The sequence below is a fragment of the Rhizobium leguminosarum genome, assembly GCF_019798305.1.
GTDB lineage: Bacteria > Pseudomonadota > Alphaproteobacteria > Rhizobiales > Rhizobiaceae > Rhizobium > Rhizobium leguminosarum_U.
In genome coordinates, this window is record NZ_JAAXDD010000017.1 from 49,492 (window position 1) to 65,863 (window position 16,372).

Consider the following 16,372-nt stretch of genomic DNA (forward strand, 5'->3'; position numbering starts at 1 on the left):
TTCATTTCCCGCAGGAGCCGCGCAACGGTGCAAAAAGCGGCTCGCCACTCTGTCGTCGCAGCCGCTCACGTTGAATAACGCAACGCGTTCACGAGAAGGGAAAAGGCGGGGGAAGACTGGCGCCGGCTTGGGTAATAGAGATGGAAACCCTCCCAATAGGGCGAAAAATCTTCCAGAAACCGGTGGAGGCGACCGGTTCTAAGATGGAGCTTGGCGATATCTTCCGGGACATAGGCGAAGCCGAAACCGTCGAGAGCCGCCTCAAGAACGTTGTAGATCGTGTTGAAGACCAGCTGTCCGTCCACCCGAACCTTAATCTCGCGACCGTTCTCTTCGAACTCCCAGGCATAGAGACCGCCATAGGTGGGCAGGCGCAGATTGATGCACCTGTGCTGCATGAGGTCCTTCGGATGTGTTGGAATATCGCGTGAGGCAAAATAGGATTCTGCGGCGACGACCGCGAAACGAACATCCGGCCCGATCCTCACCGAGATCATGTCCTTGGCGATCTGTTCGCCGAAGCGCACGCCCGCGTCGTAGCCCTCGCTGACGATGTCCTGCAGACCGTAGTTCACGTCCAGTTCGAGCCTGATGTCGGGATATTGTTGGAGAAAGGCCCGAAGCTTCGGCCATATGTAGCACTGGATCTGATAGTCGCCGGCAGTCAGCCGGACGGTGCCCGCCGGCTGGTCCCGAAGAATGTTGAGCCCATCGAGCGCAGATCCGATCTCGTCGAAAAGCGGACCGATGCTCTGCAGCATCCGTTCGCCTGCCTCGGTCGGCGAGACGCTGCGCGTCGTCCTCGTCAGCAGCCGCACGCCCAGCCGCTGCTCGAGCTGACGGAGCGTATGGCTCAGCGCCGACTGCGAGACGCCGAACTTGGCTGCGGCTTTGGTGAAACTGCGCTCCCTCGCAACCACCAGGAACACCATCAGGTCGTTGATATTCTGGCGCTCCACTGATGATTCCTCCTCATAGACCGACGCTCATCATAAACGCCTGCCTATGAAATGGTAGCAATGAAGCCTGGGAGCTTTGGAGCAGCAAGAACGCCGGATCAGCTTTGCGTGGAACCGACAGGCTTTTGCTGCGGGTTGGAGCCTCATTTCGTCCGGCTGCGCAGCACCTCTCCGACAAAGGCGTTCGGCCAGCCGGCGTAGAAGGCCGTATGAGCAACGACCTCGCCGGCTTCGTCGGCGGTCAGGCCGTTATCCATGGCGAGGTTGAGGTGATAGGTGATCTGGGCGCTCTGGCCCGATGCGATCAGCGAACTGACCGTCACAAGGCTGCGGTCTCGCGGTGCAAGGCCCGGCCGCTGCCAGAGATCGAGGAACAGCGGGTCGGTCGTAAACTGCACCAGCCCCGGAGAGATCGGACCGACATTCTTCTCGACGCCGGTGGCACGCTGGCGCTCGACCTCTTCGTTGAGCGGGAGCAGTTGCGGAGAGACTGCTGGCAGCTGATCGGCCGTGATGCCCCGATCTTTGAAGACGTCCTTGGTCGCGGCGACTGCCGACATCGCGTTCGACCAGCCCGCGTAGAAAGCCAGATGCGTGATGATCTCGGAGACTTCGGTCGGGGTCACCCCGTTATCGAGAGCGACGTCGACGTAGTGCTTCAGATCGATTGCCTGGTTTCGGGCGATCAGCACGGCCAGCGTGACGATGCTGCGATCGCGGCGTGACAGTTGCGGCCGCTGCCACAGATTTCCGATCACGTCTTCCTGGGCATAGCGGCCAAGCGCGGGCGACACGGACTGAATGTCGCTGACCGGCAATGACGATGCGCTTCCTGGCATAGCTCCGCCTCCCGTTCCTTCCTGAGCGAAAACAGGCTCACCCATCGTGAGCGAGATCGCCGTGGCAGCTATAATTCTCTTCATCGATATCTCCTGGCGACTGAATGCTTGCCGACCCGGCGTCGACGCTTGGCCAATCAGTTAAGGTACTGCTCGTCGATAACATGCTCCATCCAGCCGCCGGGAACTGCTGGGTCATCCGGGAAGGTGATGGAGATGTGACGCATACTGGTCGTGGCCGTGGCGCCGTGCCAGTGTTTGACACCTGCCGCCGTCCACACGACGTCACCAGCCCTGATTTCGCGCTTGGCGCCACCATCTTCTTGGATCCAGCCAACCCCGTCCGTGACGATCAGAACTTGCCCGGTGGAATGGACATGCCAGGCCGACCGGGCGCCCGGCGAGAAAGTCACGTGACCACCAATGGAGCGCTTGTTCTGATCGACGGCAAACAGCGGCTCGACCAAGACATGGCCGGTGAAATTCTGGGCAGGTCCAATGGCGTGGGCGCGGGAGCCGTTCGGCGAGACGGCGACGCCTTCGGCGGATGCGGGTTCCACACCCATGAGGGCGAGAGGCAATGCCGTTGCAAGTATCTTCTTCATCGTTTCCATCTCCATTTATGATTTCGGCTGACCGTCCGCAAATCGTGCTCCCGCAAATTAAAGCGGAGCCTTGATTGCGTCTCGTTCACAGCAACGGCGGGACTAGAGCCCGGATCGGCGCATCATGGCTTCGGGATAACGAGCGCCATGAATAACGATATTGGCCTGCTCGATCTCGTCGAGATCGGCCTTGTCCAAGGGGACGTTCAGCGCCCCGATATTCTCCTCGAACCGTTCGAGCTTGCGCGTGCCGAACAACGGAACAATCCAGGGCTTCTGCGCCAGCAGCCAGGCTAGCGCGACCTGCGCCGGCGTCGCACCATGCTTCTTGCCGATCTTGCCGATCAGCTCGACCAGCTTCAGGTTGGCAAGACGCGCTTCCTCGGAGAAGCGGGGGATTCCGGCTCGGATATCGGAACTGTCGAATGTGGTGTTGAGGTCGATCTTGCCGGTCAGAAATCCCTTGCCGAGAGGGCTGAAAGGCACGAGCCCGATGCCGAGTTCCTCGATCGTCGGGATGATTTCGGCCTCCGGCTCGCGGGTCCACAAGGAATATTCGCTCTGCAACGCGGCCACCGGCTGCACCGCATGTGCCCGGCGTATCGATTGGGCACCGGCCTCGGACAGCCCGAACCACCGCACCTTGCCCTCGGCGATCAGCTCCCTGACCGTGCCGGCTACATCTTCCATCGGCACGTCTGGATCGACACGGTGCTGATAGTAGAGGTCGATGTGGTCGGTGCGCAGGCGCTTTAGGCTGCCCTCGATGGCGCGGCGGATCTGCGCCGGCTTGCTATTGACGCCACCACGGTGCTTGCCCGTCTCCTGGTCGATGTCCCAGCCAAATTTCGTGGCGATCTTGACCTTGTCGCGAACCGGGGCAAGCGCTTCGCCCACCATCTCCTCGTTCGTCCAGGGGCCGTAGACTTCAGCGGTGTCGAAAAAATCCATGCCGCGTTCGACGGCGGTGCGAAGCAGGTCGATCATTTCGGCCCGGTCGGGAAGCTCGCGGGCCTTGCCATAGCCCATGGCGCCCAGCGACAAGGCGGAGACCTCCAGGCCCTGGCCTAATCTGCGCGTGATCATCTTGCATCTCCTTCCTCGAGTTGGTTTGGATGGCTACTGACGACGCCACGCGGATCCGACCGGCGTCAGGCAGTTTCCTCACGCGGCGTGATCCTGACGGTTGCCGCGCGTGCTCGGGCGCTGACCATTGGCGCGAGATACTGGCTCTTGCCGTATTTGGCGCGATAGGCGTCATCGATGCGATCGTTGATCGGACCGTCAACTTGCTCGAATGCGACATCCCGCGTCATGCCGGCCGCGATGATCCGCCCGGCCTTCTGGCGAGCCGCGGCTTGATACCAACGGGAGTTCTGACCATGGTAGCCGCGCACGTAGAGCGCGCCATCGACGACGACCTCCCAGATCCAGGTCGGAGTGCCATAGGTGGAGCCATCTTCGCGAAACGGTGCGATTTTCACATCGTCGGCCTGATCAATCTTGCTGAGTTCGTCATCCGACCAGTTCATCGTCGCTCTCCGCTTTGGCTACAGTCGTGCTAGCGCTTCCCGATCTCATGCTTTGAATATAGAGCGCGTACCCAACCATGATTAGGCGCCGCAAATCGCATGAACTTATGAGCATGAATCATCAATGCAGGCCGGTCATAGGCGGAGGTTCGGCCTGTGACGCAGCCTTTTGCTCTTACGGCGCTCTGCTGGAAAAGGATGCTGAACGCACATCCGTCATGGCTCACGTCAACAAGCGACGTAACCCGGCGCAAGGGAACATGGCGACTGATTGCGGTATGATCGGCATTCTGCTATGAAAGCGCCCGTCGAAAGAGTGCTGACCGGATGGTAGCCCGGTCGCCGTCTCAAGGGACGGCAATTCTCCCTCCAAGGGTATCCGCGACACCTGAGACCGGCTTGCCGGTCGCAAAGGTGTGTCCGCTGATACCACGTCATCGTCGGCGCACCTTCTCAATTGTTGGAAGGATGGACGACCGTGAATCTTACAGGAAACACAATTTTGATCACTGGCGGCGCAACCGGCATCGGTTTCGCGCTCGCGCGGCGCCTTTACGAAAAGGGCAATCACGTCATCATTTGCGGCAGAAGCGAAGCCGCGCTGCGGAAGGCACAAGAGAAATTGCCTGCGCTGATCACCCGCATTTGCGACGTTGCCGACGGCGAGAGCCGCCATTCAATGGTCGAATGGCTGAAGGCGGACCATCCGGCCCTCAATATCATCGTCAACAACGCCGGCGTTCAGCATCGGCGTGATTTCAATAGTGATCCGGCGATCGACACTCTCGATCAGGAAGTGGCGATCAATCTGACGGCGCCGATCCATCTGATCGCCGAGCTGCTCGCCACCTTGAGGCAGCAAGAACATGCGTTCATCATCAACGTCAGCTCGGGCCTCGCTTTTTCGCCGATGGCCGATGTGCCGGTCTATTGCGCCACGAAGGCCGCGATCCATTCCTTTACGCTCAGCCTGCGCCATCAGTTGAAATCCACAGCAATTCGGGTGATCGAGGTCGCGCCACCGATCGTCGATACCGCTCTCGGCGGTGGTACGCGCAGCGAAGGCACAGCAAGCCGCATGATGGTCTCCTCGGAAGAGTTCGCTGTCGATGCGCTGGCGCAGCTTGAAGCGGATAAGGAGGAGATCCTGATCGGCATCTCCGCCGACACGCGCCGGATGGGCGAAGCCCTGTTCGAGCGCATGAACAGCCGCTCCTGATGGTGGATTGCCGTGACCGGTCGCGGCAATCCCTCCCGAAGATCCTGCTGGGCGGCTGGATCTGCAAGCGGACGATGTCACAAAAACGATGGTGCCAGAATCTGGCACCGTGGTGGTCTAACCTGCATCGACGTGACGGAATTCAGGAAAGCCATGGTCATCAGACTTCGCGGCGACGCCGGATTGCCTCCGCGGATGGCCATGCGATCTCCAAGCATTCCCGTCAAACGCGGGCAGGGGAGGCCCGCCTGGTCGTCGGGCCGCTGGCGCTGCCCGGGCTCGATGCGGCTTGCCACCGTCACAGTCGTGCCTTCAGCAAAACAGGAAGAATGGATCACTATGAAACGCATTCAATATCACCAGTACGGCGGCCCCGATCTCATGCGGCTCGAGGAGTTTGAACTGGCTTCGCCGGGTAAAGGACAGGTGGCGGTCGAGATCAAGTTCGCAGCGATCAATCCCATCGATTGGAAGCTGCGGGCGGGGCGGATGAAGATCGTTACGGGAAGGGCTTTTCCTCGCGCGATGGGGATGGATATTTCCGGGACGGTCATTTCGGTCGGTGAAGGGGTGACGCGTTTCAAGATCGGCGATGCCGTGTTCGGTCTTGCCCGGTTCAAGGAGAGCGGCGCCCTGGGAGAGGCTGTCGTGACCAAGGACAGTTTCTTAGCCAAGAAGCCCGACACCGTTTCGTTTGAGGAGGCAGCTTGTCTCGGAACACCTGGAGCCACCGCTTGGAACGGGCTGGTCGACAAAGCGAAGCTGACTGCCGGCGAGCACGTCTTCATCAATGGCTGTACCGGTGCGGTGGGCGAAGCGGCTGTGCAGATCGCACAGATTCTGGGCGCAAAGGTCTCGGGCAGTTGCAGCGCGGTGGCGACGGAACGGGCGCGGGCCCTCGGCGTTCAAACCGTATTTGACTATCGGACAACTGATTTGTCGACGGTTCGCGAGCGTTTCGATGTGGTCTACGACACGGCTGCGACGATGACGGACGCAGTGGGGCTTGGGCTATTGCGTCAGAATGGCCGGTTCGTCGACCTCAATCCCACGCCGGGAAAATTCATTCGGTCAATGTTCAACCGAAAACTGAAGGTTGTGGTGTGCACGCCGAGGGCCGAGATCCTCGATAGAATCGCTCGTGCCGCCAAGGACGAAAATCTTCGCCTTCCGATCGCCGAGATCGTGCCCCTCAGCGAAGCGATTCCACTCATCACGGCTCTTGAGTCCGGACGGAAGCTCGCCGGAAAAGCCGTCGTCATGATGGCGTGAGCGTGTCACGAAGCTATCGATTATTTGACCTGATTCAAGTTCTTCGTCGTCACCGCGGAACAGTGGCCGGCTTGACGCTTGCGCGCGAGCTCGGCGTTTCGTTGCGGACTATCCGTCGTGACATCGTGACGCTGCAGGCCATGGGCGCCGATATCGATGGAGAGCCCGGGGTCGGCTACATACTGCAGCCGGGTTTCCTTTTGCCGCCTCTGTCTTTCACGGAAGAAGAGATCCAGGCGCTTGTCGCTGGCGCACAGTGGGTCAGTCGGCACACGGACGATGCTTTGGCGCACGCTGTTCAAAACGCGCTCGCAAAAATCGGCGGTGTGCTTCCGCCCGACCTGCGACGGGGCTTGGACGACAACACGTTCTTTGTTGGTCGTTCTGAAAAAGGTTCATCGGTTGTTGATCTGGCGCAGGTCAGGCGAGCGATGCGCGAGCAGCGAAAGATAAGGATCACGCACAAAGATCGAAGCGGGGCCGTGTCCGAAAGGACCGTATGGCCAATCATGCTGGGATTTATTGATTCACAGCGGTTTATCGCGGGTTGGTGCGAACTGCAGGGCGACTTTCGCATCTTCCAAGCTGACCACGTCATGACCGTCAGTTTCCTGGACGATCATTATCCCGGAAACCGCCGCCAACTCGTCAAGGAGTGGCGCGCTCAGGAAAAGCATCCCTGCAAAAAGAGGGATTGCGGATAGCTGATTGTTGCCTCGACCCCCGAATTCAACCTCGCTCTGAGGCACAGCCTGCAGAGCGTTTCGAAGATTTTATAGAGATCGGAAATATTGATGGTTTATACGACTTCCTCCGACCGCCCCTTTAAGCAGAAGCGGCGAATTTTGGCTTTTTGGGTGCTGACCGTTGCTTTCGTCACCTTCCAGCTCATCGCGCATCCGGGCCTTGGATCTGAAAGCCTTTTTCTGACCCTGCTCGCTCAGTTCGGTACATTGTTGATCGCCTTTGGCGTAATCGGACGGATCTGGTCGACCATCTATATTGGAGGTCGAAAGAATTCCGCGCTTGTGACCGAGGGACCTTATTCGATCACGCGCAACCCTCTTTATCTCTTTTCGCTCTGCATGATCAGCGGTGTCTGCCTGGTGTTTGGTAGTCTGCTTTTCACGGGAATTTTCACGCTGCTCGCCTATCTTGTGTTCAGATATACGGCGAAGCGGGAGGCCATATATTTGTCTCGTCTCTTCGCCGAGCCATATGCGGAATACGCTGGGCGTACACCGTTGTTCTGGCCAAATTTCTCCAATTTTGAGTGGGGGCAGGCTCCGGTGATTTCCGGCCGGGCGCTGCTGGTGACATCAAGAGATTCTCTCTTCACCATAGCCATGATCCCATTTTCCGAACTGGTCGAATACCTTCGAGAAAGCGGCCTTCTAACGATGGCAATCGTTGTTCCTTGATCGCGAGCTCTTGGAGCAAGCCCGGCGCCGACGGGGACGCGCTCACGTTTGTCGCCGGCGTGCTCAGGCAGTCCCTTGTATCCGCACGTTAGAGTTTTTGTTCGGCACGCAGCACGGGCTGGATATTCGTTGAGGAAAGGGCTGCGGCGGCAAGAGCGCCGCAGAGAAAAGCCCGCGCCGAAGCGCGAGCCTAATTTCATATTAGAACAGAGCTTTAGTGGCTGTTCTTATGGCTTTGTTGGCCAGCCTTGACATGCTGTTCATGGCTGCCGCCGCGGGTTCCGGTGGACTGCGCGTCGCGGCCGCCTGAAGAGGCGCTGCGGGTATTGGAGTCGTTCTTGTGACTCTGTTGCCCAGCCTTGACGTGCTGTTCGTGGGTTCCACCTTGGTTTGCCATTTGGTTTCTCCTTGGTTTTGAACTGAGGCCACGTCGACCTCGTGTTGACAACCTCGCTCCGGCGCGTGCGTTCCGTATTTTAACATTTCGTGATCTGGCCGGAAAAAGGGGATGAGGCGGCGGGCCGGGCGGGCAGGGAGCTCGCCTGCCATTTCGTTGGCCATCGGGAGAAAGCGGAAAAATCCCGATGTTCTCCAGCACCGCCGCGTCCGCTTGGCGCGGCCCGCAACCTCGATTTGAAAATGCGCATATCGGCGAAAAGATTCCAGGAAAACAACCGCATCCACCCGAGCCGGAAGCTTCGATGCGGCTCGCCGGCTCTTTTCAAATCGACAGCTCGCTCTACCTTAAAAGGGACGTGACGAAAGGAGAAAACCATGACCGACGCACCGAATACGGCGACCCCGGCGCGAAGAGTGTTGCGTGGCCGCCCTTACAGCATCGGCGAATTTGCCAGGAAATACCGGTTGGATGATAAGGAGGCAAAGCGCCTCTACGACAAGTTCGGCCCGTCGGCTACCGAACTCGACCTGTTGATGGCAGCAAAGCGGCGCCCGCCGGGCCTGCCGACCAATCTCGACGCCTGAAGGCGCTCTATGAAGATCCGAACCGGAAGTTGCCTTTGCGGGGCGGTGGCCTACAGAGTGGAAGGCGAACCGCTTCGCATGGGCCTCTGCCACTGCGCCGATTGCCGCAAATCGAGCGGCTCCGCCTTCACCTTCTTCGCGGTCTGGCCACGCCAGGCTTTTTCCCACAGCGGCGAGGTCGCCACTTTCTCCGGCCGCAGCTTCTGCCCCGTCTGCGGCAGCAGGCTTTTCTGCCTTAGGGATGACGAGGCGGAAATCCGTCTGGGCTCGCTTGACAGCCCGCCGACGGATCTTGCGCCTGGCTATGAAGTCTGGATCAAGCGGCGCGAACTGTGGCTGCATCCCTTGCCCGGCGCGGGCCAATTTGCCGAGGATGCGAACTGACGGGCGCTAAACGCGTCGCCATCGAGATCAAACGCACCGAAACTTGACTTTCCTTACCAATATTTCATTTCACCCATCCGCAATTCCGTGCCAGTTCGGCGGCAACGCTAATCGCCGGTTCATCTGCGTTGTGATTATTTCGCCGCAGAGGCTGCAGGCGGCCACTGACGGATTGAGGACGACATGAACAAAATCGTAAGCGGCAGCGAGACCGGAGCAAAGACAGGCGCAGCATCCGATCTCGCAGCGGTCCTTGCCGCATCGGGACGGCAGGGCAAGCGTGGCCGCTGGCGCGGACGCCTGCTCATCCTGCTGATTCTCATCGTTGCCGCCGCAGCCGCCGCCTATGTCTACATGGGCCGTGGGCAAAGTGAAGTGAGCTATGCCACCCAGCCGGTAAAACGCGGCGACCTGACGGTGCTCGTCACCGCCACCGGCTCGGTACAGCCGACCGAGCAGGTGGATATATCGAGCGAGCTGTCCGGCACGGTCCGCGACGTCAACGTCGATTACAACAGCACGGTCAAGTCAGGCGAAGTGCTCGCTCTCCTCGATACCAACAAGCTCGAGGCGGATGTGAAAAGCTCGCGGGCCAAGCTCAACTCTGCCAAGGCGAACGTCGTCAAGGCCAATGCCGATATGCAATCGGCAAGCACCTCGCTCGAGCGGTTGAAGAGCCTGGTCAGGAGTAACGTCTCCACCCAGCAGAGCCTCGACGACGCCAGCTACAAATATGATTCTGCCGTTGCCGCCAAACAGATCAACGAAGCCGAGGTCCTGGCCGCGGAAGCCGACCTGCAGCTTGCCGAAGTCAATCTCGCCAAGGCGAAGATCATCTCGCCGATCAACGGCGTCATCCTCACCCGCTCTGTCAATCCCGGCGCCACGGTCGCGGCCTCGCTTTCGGCGCCGATCCTTTTCACCATCGCCGGCGACCTGAAGAAGATGGAGCTGCAGGTCGATGTCGACGAGGCCGATGTCGGCCAGATCGCCGTCGGCCAGAAGGCGAAGTTCACGGTCGACGCCTATCCCGACCGGACCTTTCCAGCCGAGATCGAGCAGATCCGCTTCGCCTCCGAAGTGGTCAACAATGTCGTGACCTATAAAGCGGTTCTATCCGTCGACAATGCCGACCTGCTGCTGCGCCCCGGCATGACGGCGACGGCCGACGTCACCGTCGAGGCCGTCAGGGACACGATGATGGTGCCGAATGCCGCGTTGCGCTACGCCCCGGCGCAGGCGGAAAGGCGCGGCCGCGGCATTTTCGGCATTTTCGGCCCGCCGCGCCAGCGCAACAACAATGCCGGTTCGGCGCTGAAGGGCGCTGAGCGCCGCGTCTGGGTGCTGCGCAACGGCCGCCCGGTGCCTGTTGTCATCCAGGTCGGCTCATCCGACGGCCAGTTCACCCAGGTCGTCTCCGGCGACATCAAGCAAGACGATGCACTGGTGATCGACGCCACGGCGCGTGCGAACTAGGCGGAGAGACGGATGGCAAGCCCGCCGCTCATCGAATTCAGACAGGTCTCGAAAGTCTATGGCGAGGGCGAGGCGGCGATCCGCGCGCTCGACCACGTCGATCTCGCGATCAACGCCCATGAATTCGTCGCGATCATGGGGCCGTCTGGCTCCGGCAAGTCGACGGCGATGAACATTCTCGGCTGTCTCGACGTGCCGAGCGCCGGCGACTACATCTTCGAGGGCATTCCGACCAGCGGCTTCGACCGCAGTCAGTTGACGCTGCTGCGCCGCCATATGCTCGGCTTCGTCTTCCAGGGCTTCAACCTCCTGTCGCGCACCTCGGCCGTCGAGAACGTCGAACTGCCGCTGATCTATCGCGGCATGGCGGTGCGCGAGCGGCGCGAAAGGGCCCGCGAAGCCCTGGCGCTGGTCGGGTTGTCCGGTCGCGAACATCACAAGACACAGGAACTGTCAGGCGGCCAGCAGCAGCGCGTCGCCATCGCCCGCGCCATCGTCACCGAGCCAGCACTACTCTTGGCCGATGAGCCCACCGGCAATCTCGACACGAAGACCAGCGTCGAGATCATGGATCTGATGACGCGGCTGAACCGCGAGCAAGGCATCACCATCGTCATGGTCACCCACGAGCCCGATATTGCCGCCTATGCGCAGCGGCTGTTGCGCTTCGTCGACGGCAAGCTGGAGACGGAAGTCGAGCATCGGAGGAGGGCGGATCATGTTCTTTGAGACGCTGAAGCTGGCGCTGCGGGCCATCAGCCGCAACATGCTGCGCTCGTTCCTGACCGTGCTCGGCGTCGTCATCGGCGTTGCCGCCGTCATCGCGCTGGTGACGATCGGCAACGGCACGACCGCGCAGGTCTCGACCGAGCTGTCGCGGCTCGGCACCAACATGCTGTTCGTCCGCCCCGGCCAGTTCGGCCCCGGCCGGGCGAGTTCCGAGGCCAAGCGCTTCAGCATCAAGGACGTCGCGGCCATCCGTGACCAGATCACCGGCCTCAGGGCGGTGGCGCCGCTCAACCAGTCCACCGCGACCGTGATTTTCGGCGGCCAGAATCATTCCACCAGCGTCTCCGGCACCACCAACGATTATTTCATCGCACAGGACTGGAACCTGGCGCTCGGCCGCAATTTCACCCCCGCCGAGGAACGCGGCCAGGCGCGCTGCATCATCGGCGAGACGGTGCGCTCGCAGCTCTTCGGCAGCGCCGACCCCACAGGCCAGCAGATCCGCGTCGGCAAGGTCTCATGCCCTGTCATCGGCGTGCTTGCCAAGCGCGGCCAGTCCGGCATGGGCAACGACCAGGACGATGTCGTCATCATGCCGGTCAAGGTGTTCCAGCGACGCATCAGCGGCAACAGCAACGTACCGCAGATCATTATTTCGGCGCGCGACGGCGTCTCCACAGCCAAGGTGCAGTCCGATGTCGAAAATCTCCTGCGCGAGCGCCGCAAGATCATGCCCGGCCGCCAGGACGATTTCAACGTCAACGACATGACCCAGATCGCCGCGGCGATGACCGGCACGACGACGCTGCTGACCGGCCTGCTCGGCGCCGTCGCTGCGATCAGCCTGCTCGTCGGCGGCATCGGCATCATGAACATCATGCTGGTCTCCGTCACCGAGCGCACCCGCGAAATCGGCATCCGTCTGGCGATCGGCGCGCTCGAAAACCAGGTGCTGACCCAGTTCCTGGTGGAAGCGGTGGCGCTATCACTCTTCGGCGGCATCACCGGCATCATACTGGGCCTGAGCCTCGGTTTCGGCGCTGTGACGCTGCTGAAGGTGCCCTTCGTCTTCAGCCCGCTGATGGTCGCCGTCGCTTTCCTCTTCTCCGCGGCGATCGGCATGATCTTCGGCTATTTCCCCGCGAGAAGGGCCGCGCAGCTGAATCCCATCGAGGCCCTGCGGCACGAGTGAGAGACGTCGCAAGCGCTATAGCGATCCGAGGGCGCGTGCCATGCGTCCGAGCGCTTCCTTGAGGATGGAGCGCGGACAACCGACGTTTAGGCGGATGAATCCTTCTCCACCCGGCCCATAGACGCGCCCGTCGTAAAGGTTGACGCCGGCCCGTTCGACGAAGAACCGATGGATCCCTTCCACCTTTGCGTCCAACTCTCGCGCGTCGAGCCAGACCAGATATGACGCGTCAGGTCGCATCGGTGTGATACCCGGAAGATTGCTGCCCGCTACGCTCAAGACGAGATCGACGTTCTCGCGAACATAAGATGTAAGGCTGTCTAGCCATTGATCGCCCGAGCTATATGCGACTTCAAGAGCGAGCCGCCCGAAATAATGAGCGTTCAGCATGAACGATGCTTGCATGACCTGGAACAGCTCCTCGCGACGTTTCCGGTCAGCGACGGAAACTGTAGCCGCAGGTACACCGGCCAAATTAAATGTCTTGGTCGGTGCTGTGCAGATGAAGGATTTTGCCGCCGCGGCGTCACCGAGAGAGGAGAATACGATATGAGGACGATCGCTTAGTCGAATGTCGCAGTGAATGTCGTCGGAGATGACCAGGATGCCGTAGTGCTCACATATGGCGTCAAGGCTCTTCAGCTCCTCACGTGTCCAGGCCTTTCCGGCAGGGTTGTGCGGATTGCACAATAAAAACGCGCGGGCGCCGTTCGCAGCTTGCCGTTCGAAATCCTCCAGATCAAGCTCGTAGGCGCCGTTCGCAAGTCTCAGGCGGTTGATCAGGAGCTTCCTGCCATTCTCGCGGACGACTTGGAAATATGGAGAATAGACTGGTGCCTGGACGATGACGCCGTCACCAGCTTGCGTAAAGGTCCGCAAGATAGCTGCGACGGAGGGCATGATTGCCGGAGCAGGAACCAGCGTCTCGACATCCACATTCCAGCCGTGGCGGCGCTCGAACCAGGACTTTATGATTTCGTAATGGTGCGGATCGCGCTTGGTATAGCCATAGATGCCGTGATCAACGGCCTCACGCAAGCGTGCAATCACCGGTTCCGGCGCACGAAAATCCATGTCGGCCGTCCAGAGCGATATCAATCCGTCGCCCTGGACGCGGGGAGAGAATTCGTCCCACTGATTGGCCCATTTCGCCGAACCGAATTTGCTGCGGTCATGAACAACGTCAAAATTCGTCTCCTCGGCGCCCAGTTTCCTGGTCGCCGGTGCATGGGACTGTGTCATCGTTTGAGTCCTAGTATTTGTGTGCGTAAGCCGCGCATTGAAAGAGGGGGACAATCACCTCAGGATTTGTCGCAGGAACTGCCCATTGGCGGCCGTGATGTCGCCAGCGGCGTTTACTTCAGATTGTTCAACATCCGCACTTCCTATGATTTGTGAGCGCGCGCGAGATGACTTTCCACGGACATGGAATAGCGAGACATCCCGAAACAGAAGATCCAGTAGATAACCGCCGCAAAAAGATAACCGGTTGACGAGATAGTCGGTCCCGCCCAGTTCGGATCGATACGGGCGGTTTCGACTGCTCGCAGAAAGTCTGCTATGCCGACGATTGCGACGAGCGTCGTGTCCTTGAAAAGTCCAATGAACGTCGAAACGATGCCGGGAATGACGATCGCGAGCGCTTGAGGCAGGATGACGAGCCTCATGCTCGTGAAGTACCCGACGCCCAGGGCCTGAGCCCCTTCATATTGGCCGTTGGGGATAGCCTGCAGCCCGGCACGAATTACTTCCGCCATGTAAGCCGCCGAGAAGAGGGCAGTGCCGATCATTGGGCGCAAAAGTCTATCGGGCGTTAGTGCCTCAGGCACAAACAGAGGCATCATGAAGTTCGCCATGAAGAGCACGGTGATAAAGGGTACGCCTCGGACAATCTCGATATAGAAGACACAGACGGCCTTGACGATTGGAAGCTCAGAACGTCTGCCGAGTGCGAGGATGATCCCAAGCGGCAGCGAAAACACGATCCCTACAACGGACATCAAGAGCGTGATCATTATTCCGCCCCATAGCGTTGTGTCTATGACCGGCAGACCAATCGTTTCCACACCACGAAGCAGCGCAAACGCCACAATGGGATAAATTCCGAAGAACAGCAGTGCTGCGATGTTGCGACATGGGGCGCTCCGCCATAGGAGCCACCCGACCAAGGCAGCACCAATCAGCTGCGTTACGTCGACTCGCCAGCGCTCGGTTGCCGGATATGCGCCGTACCGTAGATAGTTCAGTTTAGCGGCGACAAACGACCAGCATGCGCCGTCTGGATTGGCACGGCAGGCTTCGCTGTCACCGCTCCACACGGCATTTATCAAGGCAAAGCTCAGGAATTGCCAAACGAGCCAAACCGCCAGCCCGGTGAAACACACGGTTAAAAGGCATGAGAAGGGACTGGAGAACAGGTTCTTCTGCGCCCAAGTCATAGGGCCGGGCTGGATTCCGGGCGGCGGAGCGACAGCAGGAATGTATTCATGTCGATATGCAGCCGGCACATGAAGAGTTTCATTCATCTTATCGCTCCACGAGCGCAAAACGCTGGTTGAAGCCGTTCATGGCGGCCGATGTGCTCAAGGAGATGACGAGATAGACCCCGAGCGTTATGGCCATCACCTGCACCGCCGCCCCCGTTTGGTTGAGTACGGAGCCGGCAAAGACCTGAACGAGATCGGGATAACCAATGAAGACGGCAAGCGACGAGTTTTTGATCAAGTTCAGATATTGACTGGTCAAAGGCGGGATGATGATCCGCAAAGCCTGCGGGATGACAATCAGTCGCAATGTTTTGCCCTGTTGGAGACCGAGCGCGTGGGCCGCTTCTGTCTGCCCTTTGGAAACGGCTTGAATGCCACCGCGAACGATTTCCGCGATAAATGACGCCGTGTAGACAGAAAGGCCGATGAGTAGGGCCGCGAACTCAGGGTAGATCTGCTGGCCCCCACGGAAGTTGAAACCCCTCAGCTCCGGATAGGTGAAGGTCCAGGGGCTGCCCACGGCTACACAAGCAAGCAGTGGCGGCCCGACGAGAGCGAGTATCGTGACAAGGAGGACCGGAAGCTGCTTGCCTGTTCGCTTCTGGAGTGTCAGCGCGTAGGCTCCGAACGCAATAGCGACAGCCACCCCGGCGACGATTGCCACACCTACCCAGCCGGCGCCCGCCTGAAGCTCAACCGTGGGCATTATGATCCCGCGATTGTTGAGGTAGATTCCTCCGGGTAGGGAGATCGATGCCTTTGGCGCAGGCAGCGGCTTCAGGACTGCGTTGTACCAGAACAGAAGCTGAAGCAGCAGCGGGATATTTCGAATGACTTCGACATAGGAGGTCGCGACCTTGGCTGCTATCCAATTTCTGGAAAGGCGTGAAATGCCGATCAGGAAACCAATGACTGTGGCAAGTACGATTCCCACTACGCTGACCAGGAGTGTGTTTGCCACGCCAACCCAAAAGGCCTGTCCATAGGTGGACAGGGTGTCGTAGGGGATCAGCGTCTGATTGATCTGGAAGCCTGCAGTCTGTTTCCAGAAGTCGAAGCTAAGAGGAATGCCGCGCCGTTTCATGTTCGAAACAGTTTGGGTTGTAACCGCCGCGAGGACCACCGCCAGGCTAACAGCCAAAGCAGCTTGATAGACGATCCCGCGAACCTTTTTGTCATAGATCGAGAAGGTGCTACGCACATGCATAGGCAGAGAAATGTCAACCATTTGGTTCCTCCCAACTAGGAAGAGGCCGCCGATTCTCCTGGCGGCC

General features: G+C 59.7%; 18 protein-coding genes. 9 read left to right on the plus strand and 9 right to left on the minus strand.

Annotated elements, in window-relative coordinates:
* Positions 1-65 precede the first annotated feature (65 nt).
* The 5 genes from HFO99_RS27060 to HFO99_RS27080 form a co-directional block, all read right to left on the minus strand.
* Entirely contained in the window at positions 66-959 is an 894-nt protein-coding gene (locus tag HFO99_RS27060) for a LysR family transcriptional regulator (RefSeq protein WP_222364717.1), read from the minus strand.
* Between the two features lie 143 nt (positions 960-1,102).
* Positions 1,103-1,882, minus strand: coding sequence for a carboxymuconolactone decarboxylase family protein (locus HFO99_RS27065; RefSeq protein ID WP_222364719.1), 780 nt, complete (start codon positions 1,880-1,882; stop codon positions 1,103-1,105).
* A gap of 53 nt (positions 1,883-1,935) precedes the next feature.
* The gene (locus tag HFO99_RS27070; RefSeq protein ID WP_409994947.1) at positions 1,936-2,403 is read right to left on the minus strand and encodes a cupin domain-containing protein; all 468 of its coding nucleotides are present in this window, start codon (positions 2,401-2,403) and stop codon (positions 1,936-1,938) included.
* Between the two features lie 102 nt (positions 2,404-2,505).
* On the minus strand, positions 2,506-3,489 hold the full coding sequence (locus HFO99_RS27075) for an aldo/keto reductase (RefSeq protein WP_222364721.1): 984 nt from the start codon (positions 3,487-3,489) through the stop codon (positions 2,506-2,508).
* A gap of 65 nt (positions 3,490-3,554) precedes the next feature.
* Entirely contained in the window at positions 3,555-3,935 is a 381-nt protein-coding gene (locus HFO99_RS27080; RefSeq protein WP_222364723.1) for a DUF2255 family protein, read from the minus strand.
* A gap of 502 nt (positions 3,936-4,437) precedes the next feature.
* Here HFO99_RS27080 and HFO99_RS27085 point away from each other — a divergent pair.
* The 4 genes from HFO99_RS27085 (at position 4,438) to HFO99_RS27100 (ending at position 7,847) form a co-directional block, all read left to right on the plus strand.
* Positions 4,438-5,154 (plus strand): SDR family oxidoreductase, encoded by a 717-nt coding sequence (locus HFO99_RS27085; RefSeq protein ID WP_261323341.1) that lies wholly within the window; start codon positions 4,438-4,440, stop codon positions 5,152-5,154.
* A 339-nt stretch (positions 5,155-5,493) separates the two neighbouring features.
* A complete protein-coding gene (locus HFO99_RS27090) occupies positions 5,494-6,426 on the plus strand; it encodes an NAD(P)-dependent alcohol dehydrogenase (RefSeq protein WP_222364835.1) in 933 nt (310 codons plus the stop codon).
* Complete coding sequence (locus HFO99_RS27095; RefSeq protein WP_222252917.1) at positions 6,423-7,130, plus strand: helix-turn-helix transcriptional regulator; 708 nt, start codon at positions 6,423-6,425, stop codon at positions 7,128-7,130. Before HFO99_RS27090 ends, HFO99_RS27095 begins: the two co-directional genes overlap by 4 nt.
* Positions 7,131-7,220: 90 nt before the next feature.
* Positions 7,221-7,847: a methyltransferase family protein gene (locus tag HFO99_RS27100; protein WP_222364727.1), complete on the plus strand. Its 627-nt coding sequence runs from the start codon at positions 7,221-7,223 to the stop codon at positions 7,845-7,847.
* A gap of 214 nt (positions 7,848-8,061) precedes the next feature.
* Here the strand turns inward: HFO99_RS27100 and HFO99_RS27105 are convergent, their stop codons facing one another.
* Entirely contained in the window at positions 8,062-8,244 is a 183-nt protein-coding gene (locus tag HFO99_RS27105; protein WP_222335247.1) for a hypothetical protein, read from the minus strand.
* 377 nt (positions 8,245-8,621) lie between these two features.
* Between HFO99_RS27105 and HFO99_RS27110 the strand changes: the two genes are divergently transcribed.
* From HFO99_RS27110 to HFO99_RS27130, 5 genes are all read left to right on the plus strand, one after another.
* Positions 8,622-8,831 carry a hypothetical protein gene (locus HFO99_RS27110; protein WP_003539563.1) on the plus strand — a complete coding sequence of 70 codons (210 nt, stop codon included), beginning with the start codon at positions 8,622-8,624 and terminating at the stop codon, positions 8,829-8,831.
* A 9-nt stretch (positions 8,832-8,840) separates the two neighbouring features.
* Positions 8,841-9,215, plus strand: coding sequence for a GFA family protein (locus HFO99_RS27115; protein ID WP_222364729.1), 375 nt, complete (start codon positions 8,841-8,843; stop codon positions 9,213-9,215).
* 183 nt (positions 9,216-9,398) lie between these two features.
* Positions 9,399-10,691: an efflux RND transporter periplasmic adaptor subunit gene (locus HFO99_RS27120; RefSeq protein WP_222364731.1), complete on the plus strand. Its 1,293-nt coding sequence runs from the start codon at positions 9,399-9,401 to the stop codon at positions 10,689-10,691.
* 12 nt (positions 10,692-10,703) lie between these two features.
* A complete protein-coding gene (locus HFO99_RS27125; protein ID WP_170262556.1) occupies positions 10,704-11,420 on the plus strand; it encodes an ABC transporter ATP-binding protein in 717 nt (238 codons plus the stop codon).
* Positions 11,410-12,612, plus strand: a complete 1,203-nt coding sequence (locus HFO99_RS27130; protein ID WP_222364733.1) for an ABC transporter permease — start codon at positions 11,410-11,412, stop codon at positions 12,610-12,612. Before HFO99_RS27125 ends, HFO99_RS27130 begins: the two co-directional genes overlap by 11 nt.
* A 15-nt stretch (positions 12,613-12,627) precedes the next feature.
* On the opposite strand, the gene HFO99_RS27135 is transcribed toward HFO99_RS27130, so the two are convergent.
* From HFO99_RS27135 to HFO99_RS27145, 3 genes are all read right to left on the minus strand, one after another.
* Entirely contained in the window at positions 12,628-13,854 is a 1,227-nt protein-coding gene (locus HFO99_RS27135) for a MalY/PatB family protein (protein WP_222364742.1), read from the minus strand.
* A gap of 143 nt (positions 13,855-13,997) precedes the next feature.
* The gene (locus HFO99_RS27140; protein ID WP_222364743.1) at positions 13,998-15,137 is read right to left on the minus strand and encodes an amino acid ABC transporter permease; all 1,140 of its coding nucleotides are present in this window, start codon (positions 15,135-15,137) and stop codon (positions 13,998-14,000) included.
* Between the two features lies 1 nt (position 15,138).
* A complete protein-coding gene (locus HFO99_RS27145) occupies positions 15,139-16,326 on the minus strand; it encodes an amino acid ABC transporter permease (RefSeq protein ID WP_222364744.1) in 1,188 nt (395 codons plus the stop codon).
* Positions 16,327-16,372: the final 46 nt, after the last annotated feature.

What these genes read in the sequence shown, in the direction of transcription:
- HFO99_RS27065 (WP_222364719.1), bottom strand. Translation starts at nt 1,882, where the DNA reads ATGAAGAGAATTATAGCTGCCACGGCGATCTCGCTCACGATGGGTGAG.
- HFO99_RS27070 (WP_409994947.1), bottom strand. Translation starts at nt 2,403, where the DNA reads ATGAAGAAGATACTTGCAACGGCATTGCCTCTCGCCCTCATGGGTGTG.
- HFO99_RS27075 (WP_222364721.1), bottom strand. Translation starts at nt 3,489, where the DNA reads ATGATCACGCGCAGATTAGGCCAGGGCCTGGAGGTCTCCGCCTTGTCG.
- HFO99_RS27080 (WP_222364723.1), bottom strand. Translation starts at nt 3,935, where the DNA reads ATGAACTGGTCGGATGACGAACTCAGCAAGATTGATCAGGCCGACGAT.
- HFO99_RS27090 (WP_222364835.1), top strand. Translation starts at nt 5,494, where the DNA reads ATGAAACGCATTCAATATCACCAGTACGGCGGCCCCGATCTCATGCGG.
- HFO99_RS27100 (WP_222364727.1), top strand. Translation starts at nt 7,221, where the DNA reads ATGGTTTATACGACTTCCTCCGACCGCCCCTTTAAGCAGAAGCGGCGA.
- HFO99_RS27105 (WP_222335247.1), bottom strand. Translation starts at nt 8,244, where the DNA reads ATGGCAAACCAAGGTGGAACCCACGAACAGCACGTCAAGGCTGGGCAA.
- HFO99_RS27110 (WP_003539563.1), top strand. Translation starts at nt 8,622, where the DNA reads ATGACCGACGCACCGAATACGGCGACCCCGGCGCGAAGAGTGTTGCGT.
- HFO99_RS27115 (WP_222364729.1), top strand. Translation starts at nt 8,841, where the DNA reads ATGAAGATCCGAACCGGAAGTTGCCTTTGCGGGGCGGTGGCCTACAGA.
- HFO99_RS27120 (WP_222364731.1), top strand. Translation starts at nt 9,399, where the DNA reads ATGAACAAAATCGTAAGCGGCAGCGAGACCGGAGCAAAGACAGGCGCA.
- HFO99_RS27125 (WP_170262556.1), top strand. Translation starts at nt 10,704, where the DNA reads ATGGCAAGCCCGCCGCTCATCGAATTCAGACAGGTCTCGAAAGTCTAT.
- HFO99_RS27130 (WP_222364733.1), top strand. Translation starts at nt 11,410, where the DNA reads ATGTTCTTTGAGACGCTGAAGCTGGCGCTGCGGGCCATCAGCCGCAAC.
- HFO99_RS27135 (WP_222364742.1), bottom strand. Translation starts at nt 13,854, where the DNA reads ATGACACAGTCCCATGCACCGGCGACCAGGAAACTGGGCGCCGAGGAG.
- HFO99_RS27140 (WP_222364743.1), bottom strand. Translation starts at nt 15,137, where the DNA reads ATGAATGAAACTCTTCATGTGCCGGCTGCATATCGACATGAATACATT.
- HFO99_RS27145 (WP_222364744.1), bottom strand. Translation starts at nt 16,326, where the DNA reads ATGGTTGACATTTCTCTGCCTATGCATGTGCGTAGCACCTTCTCGATC.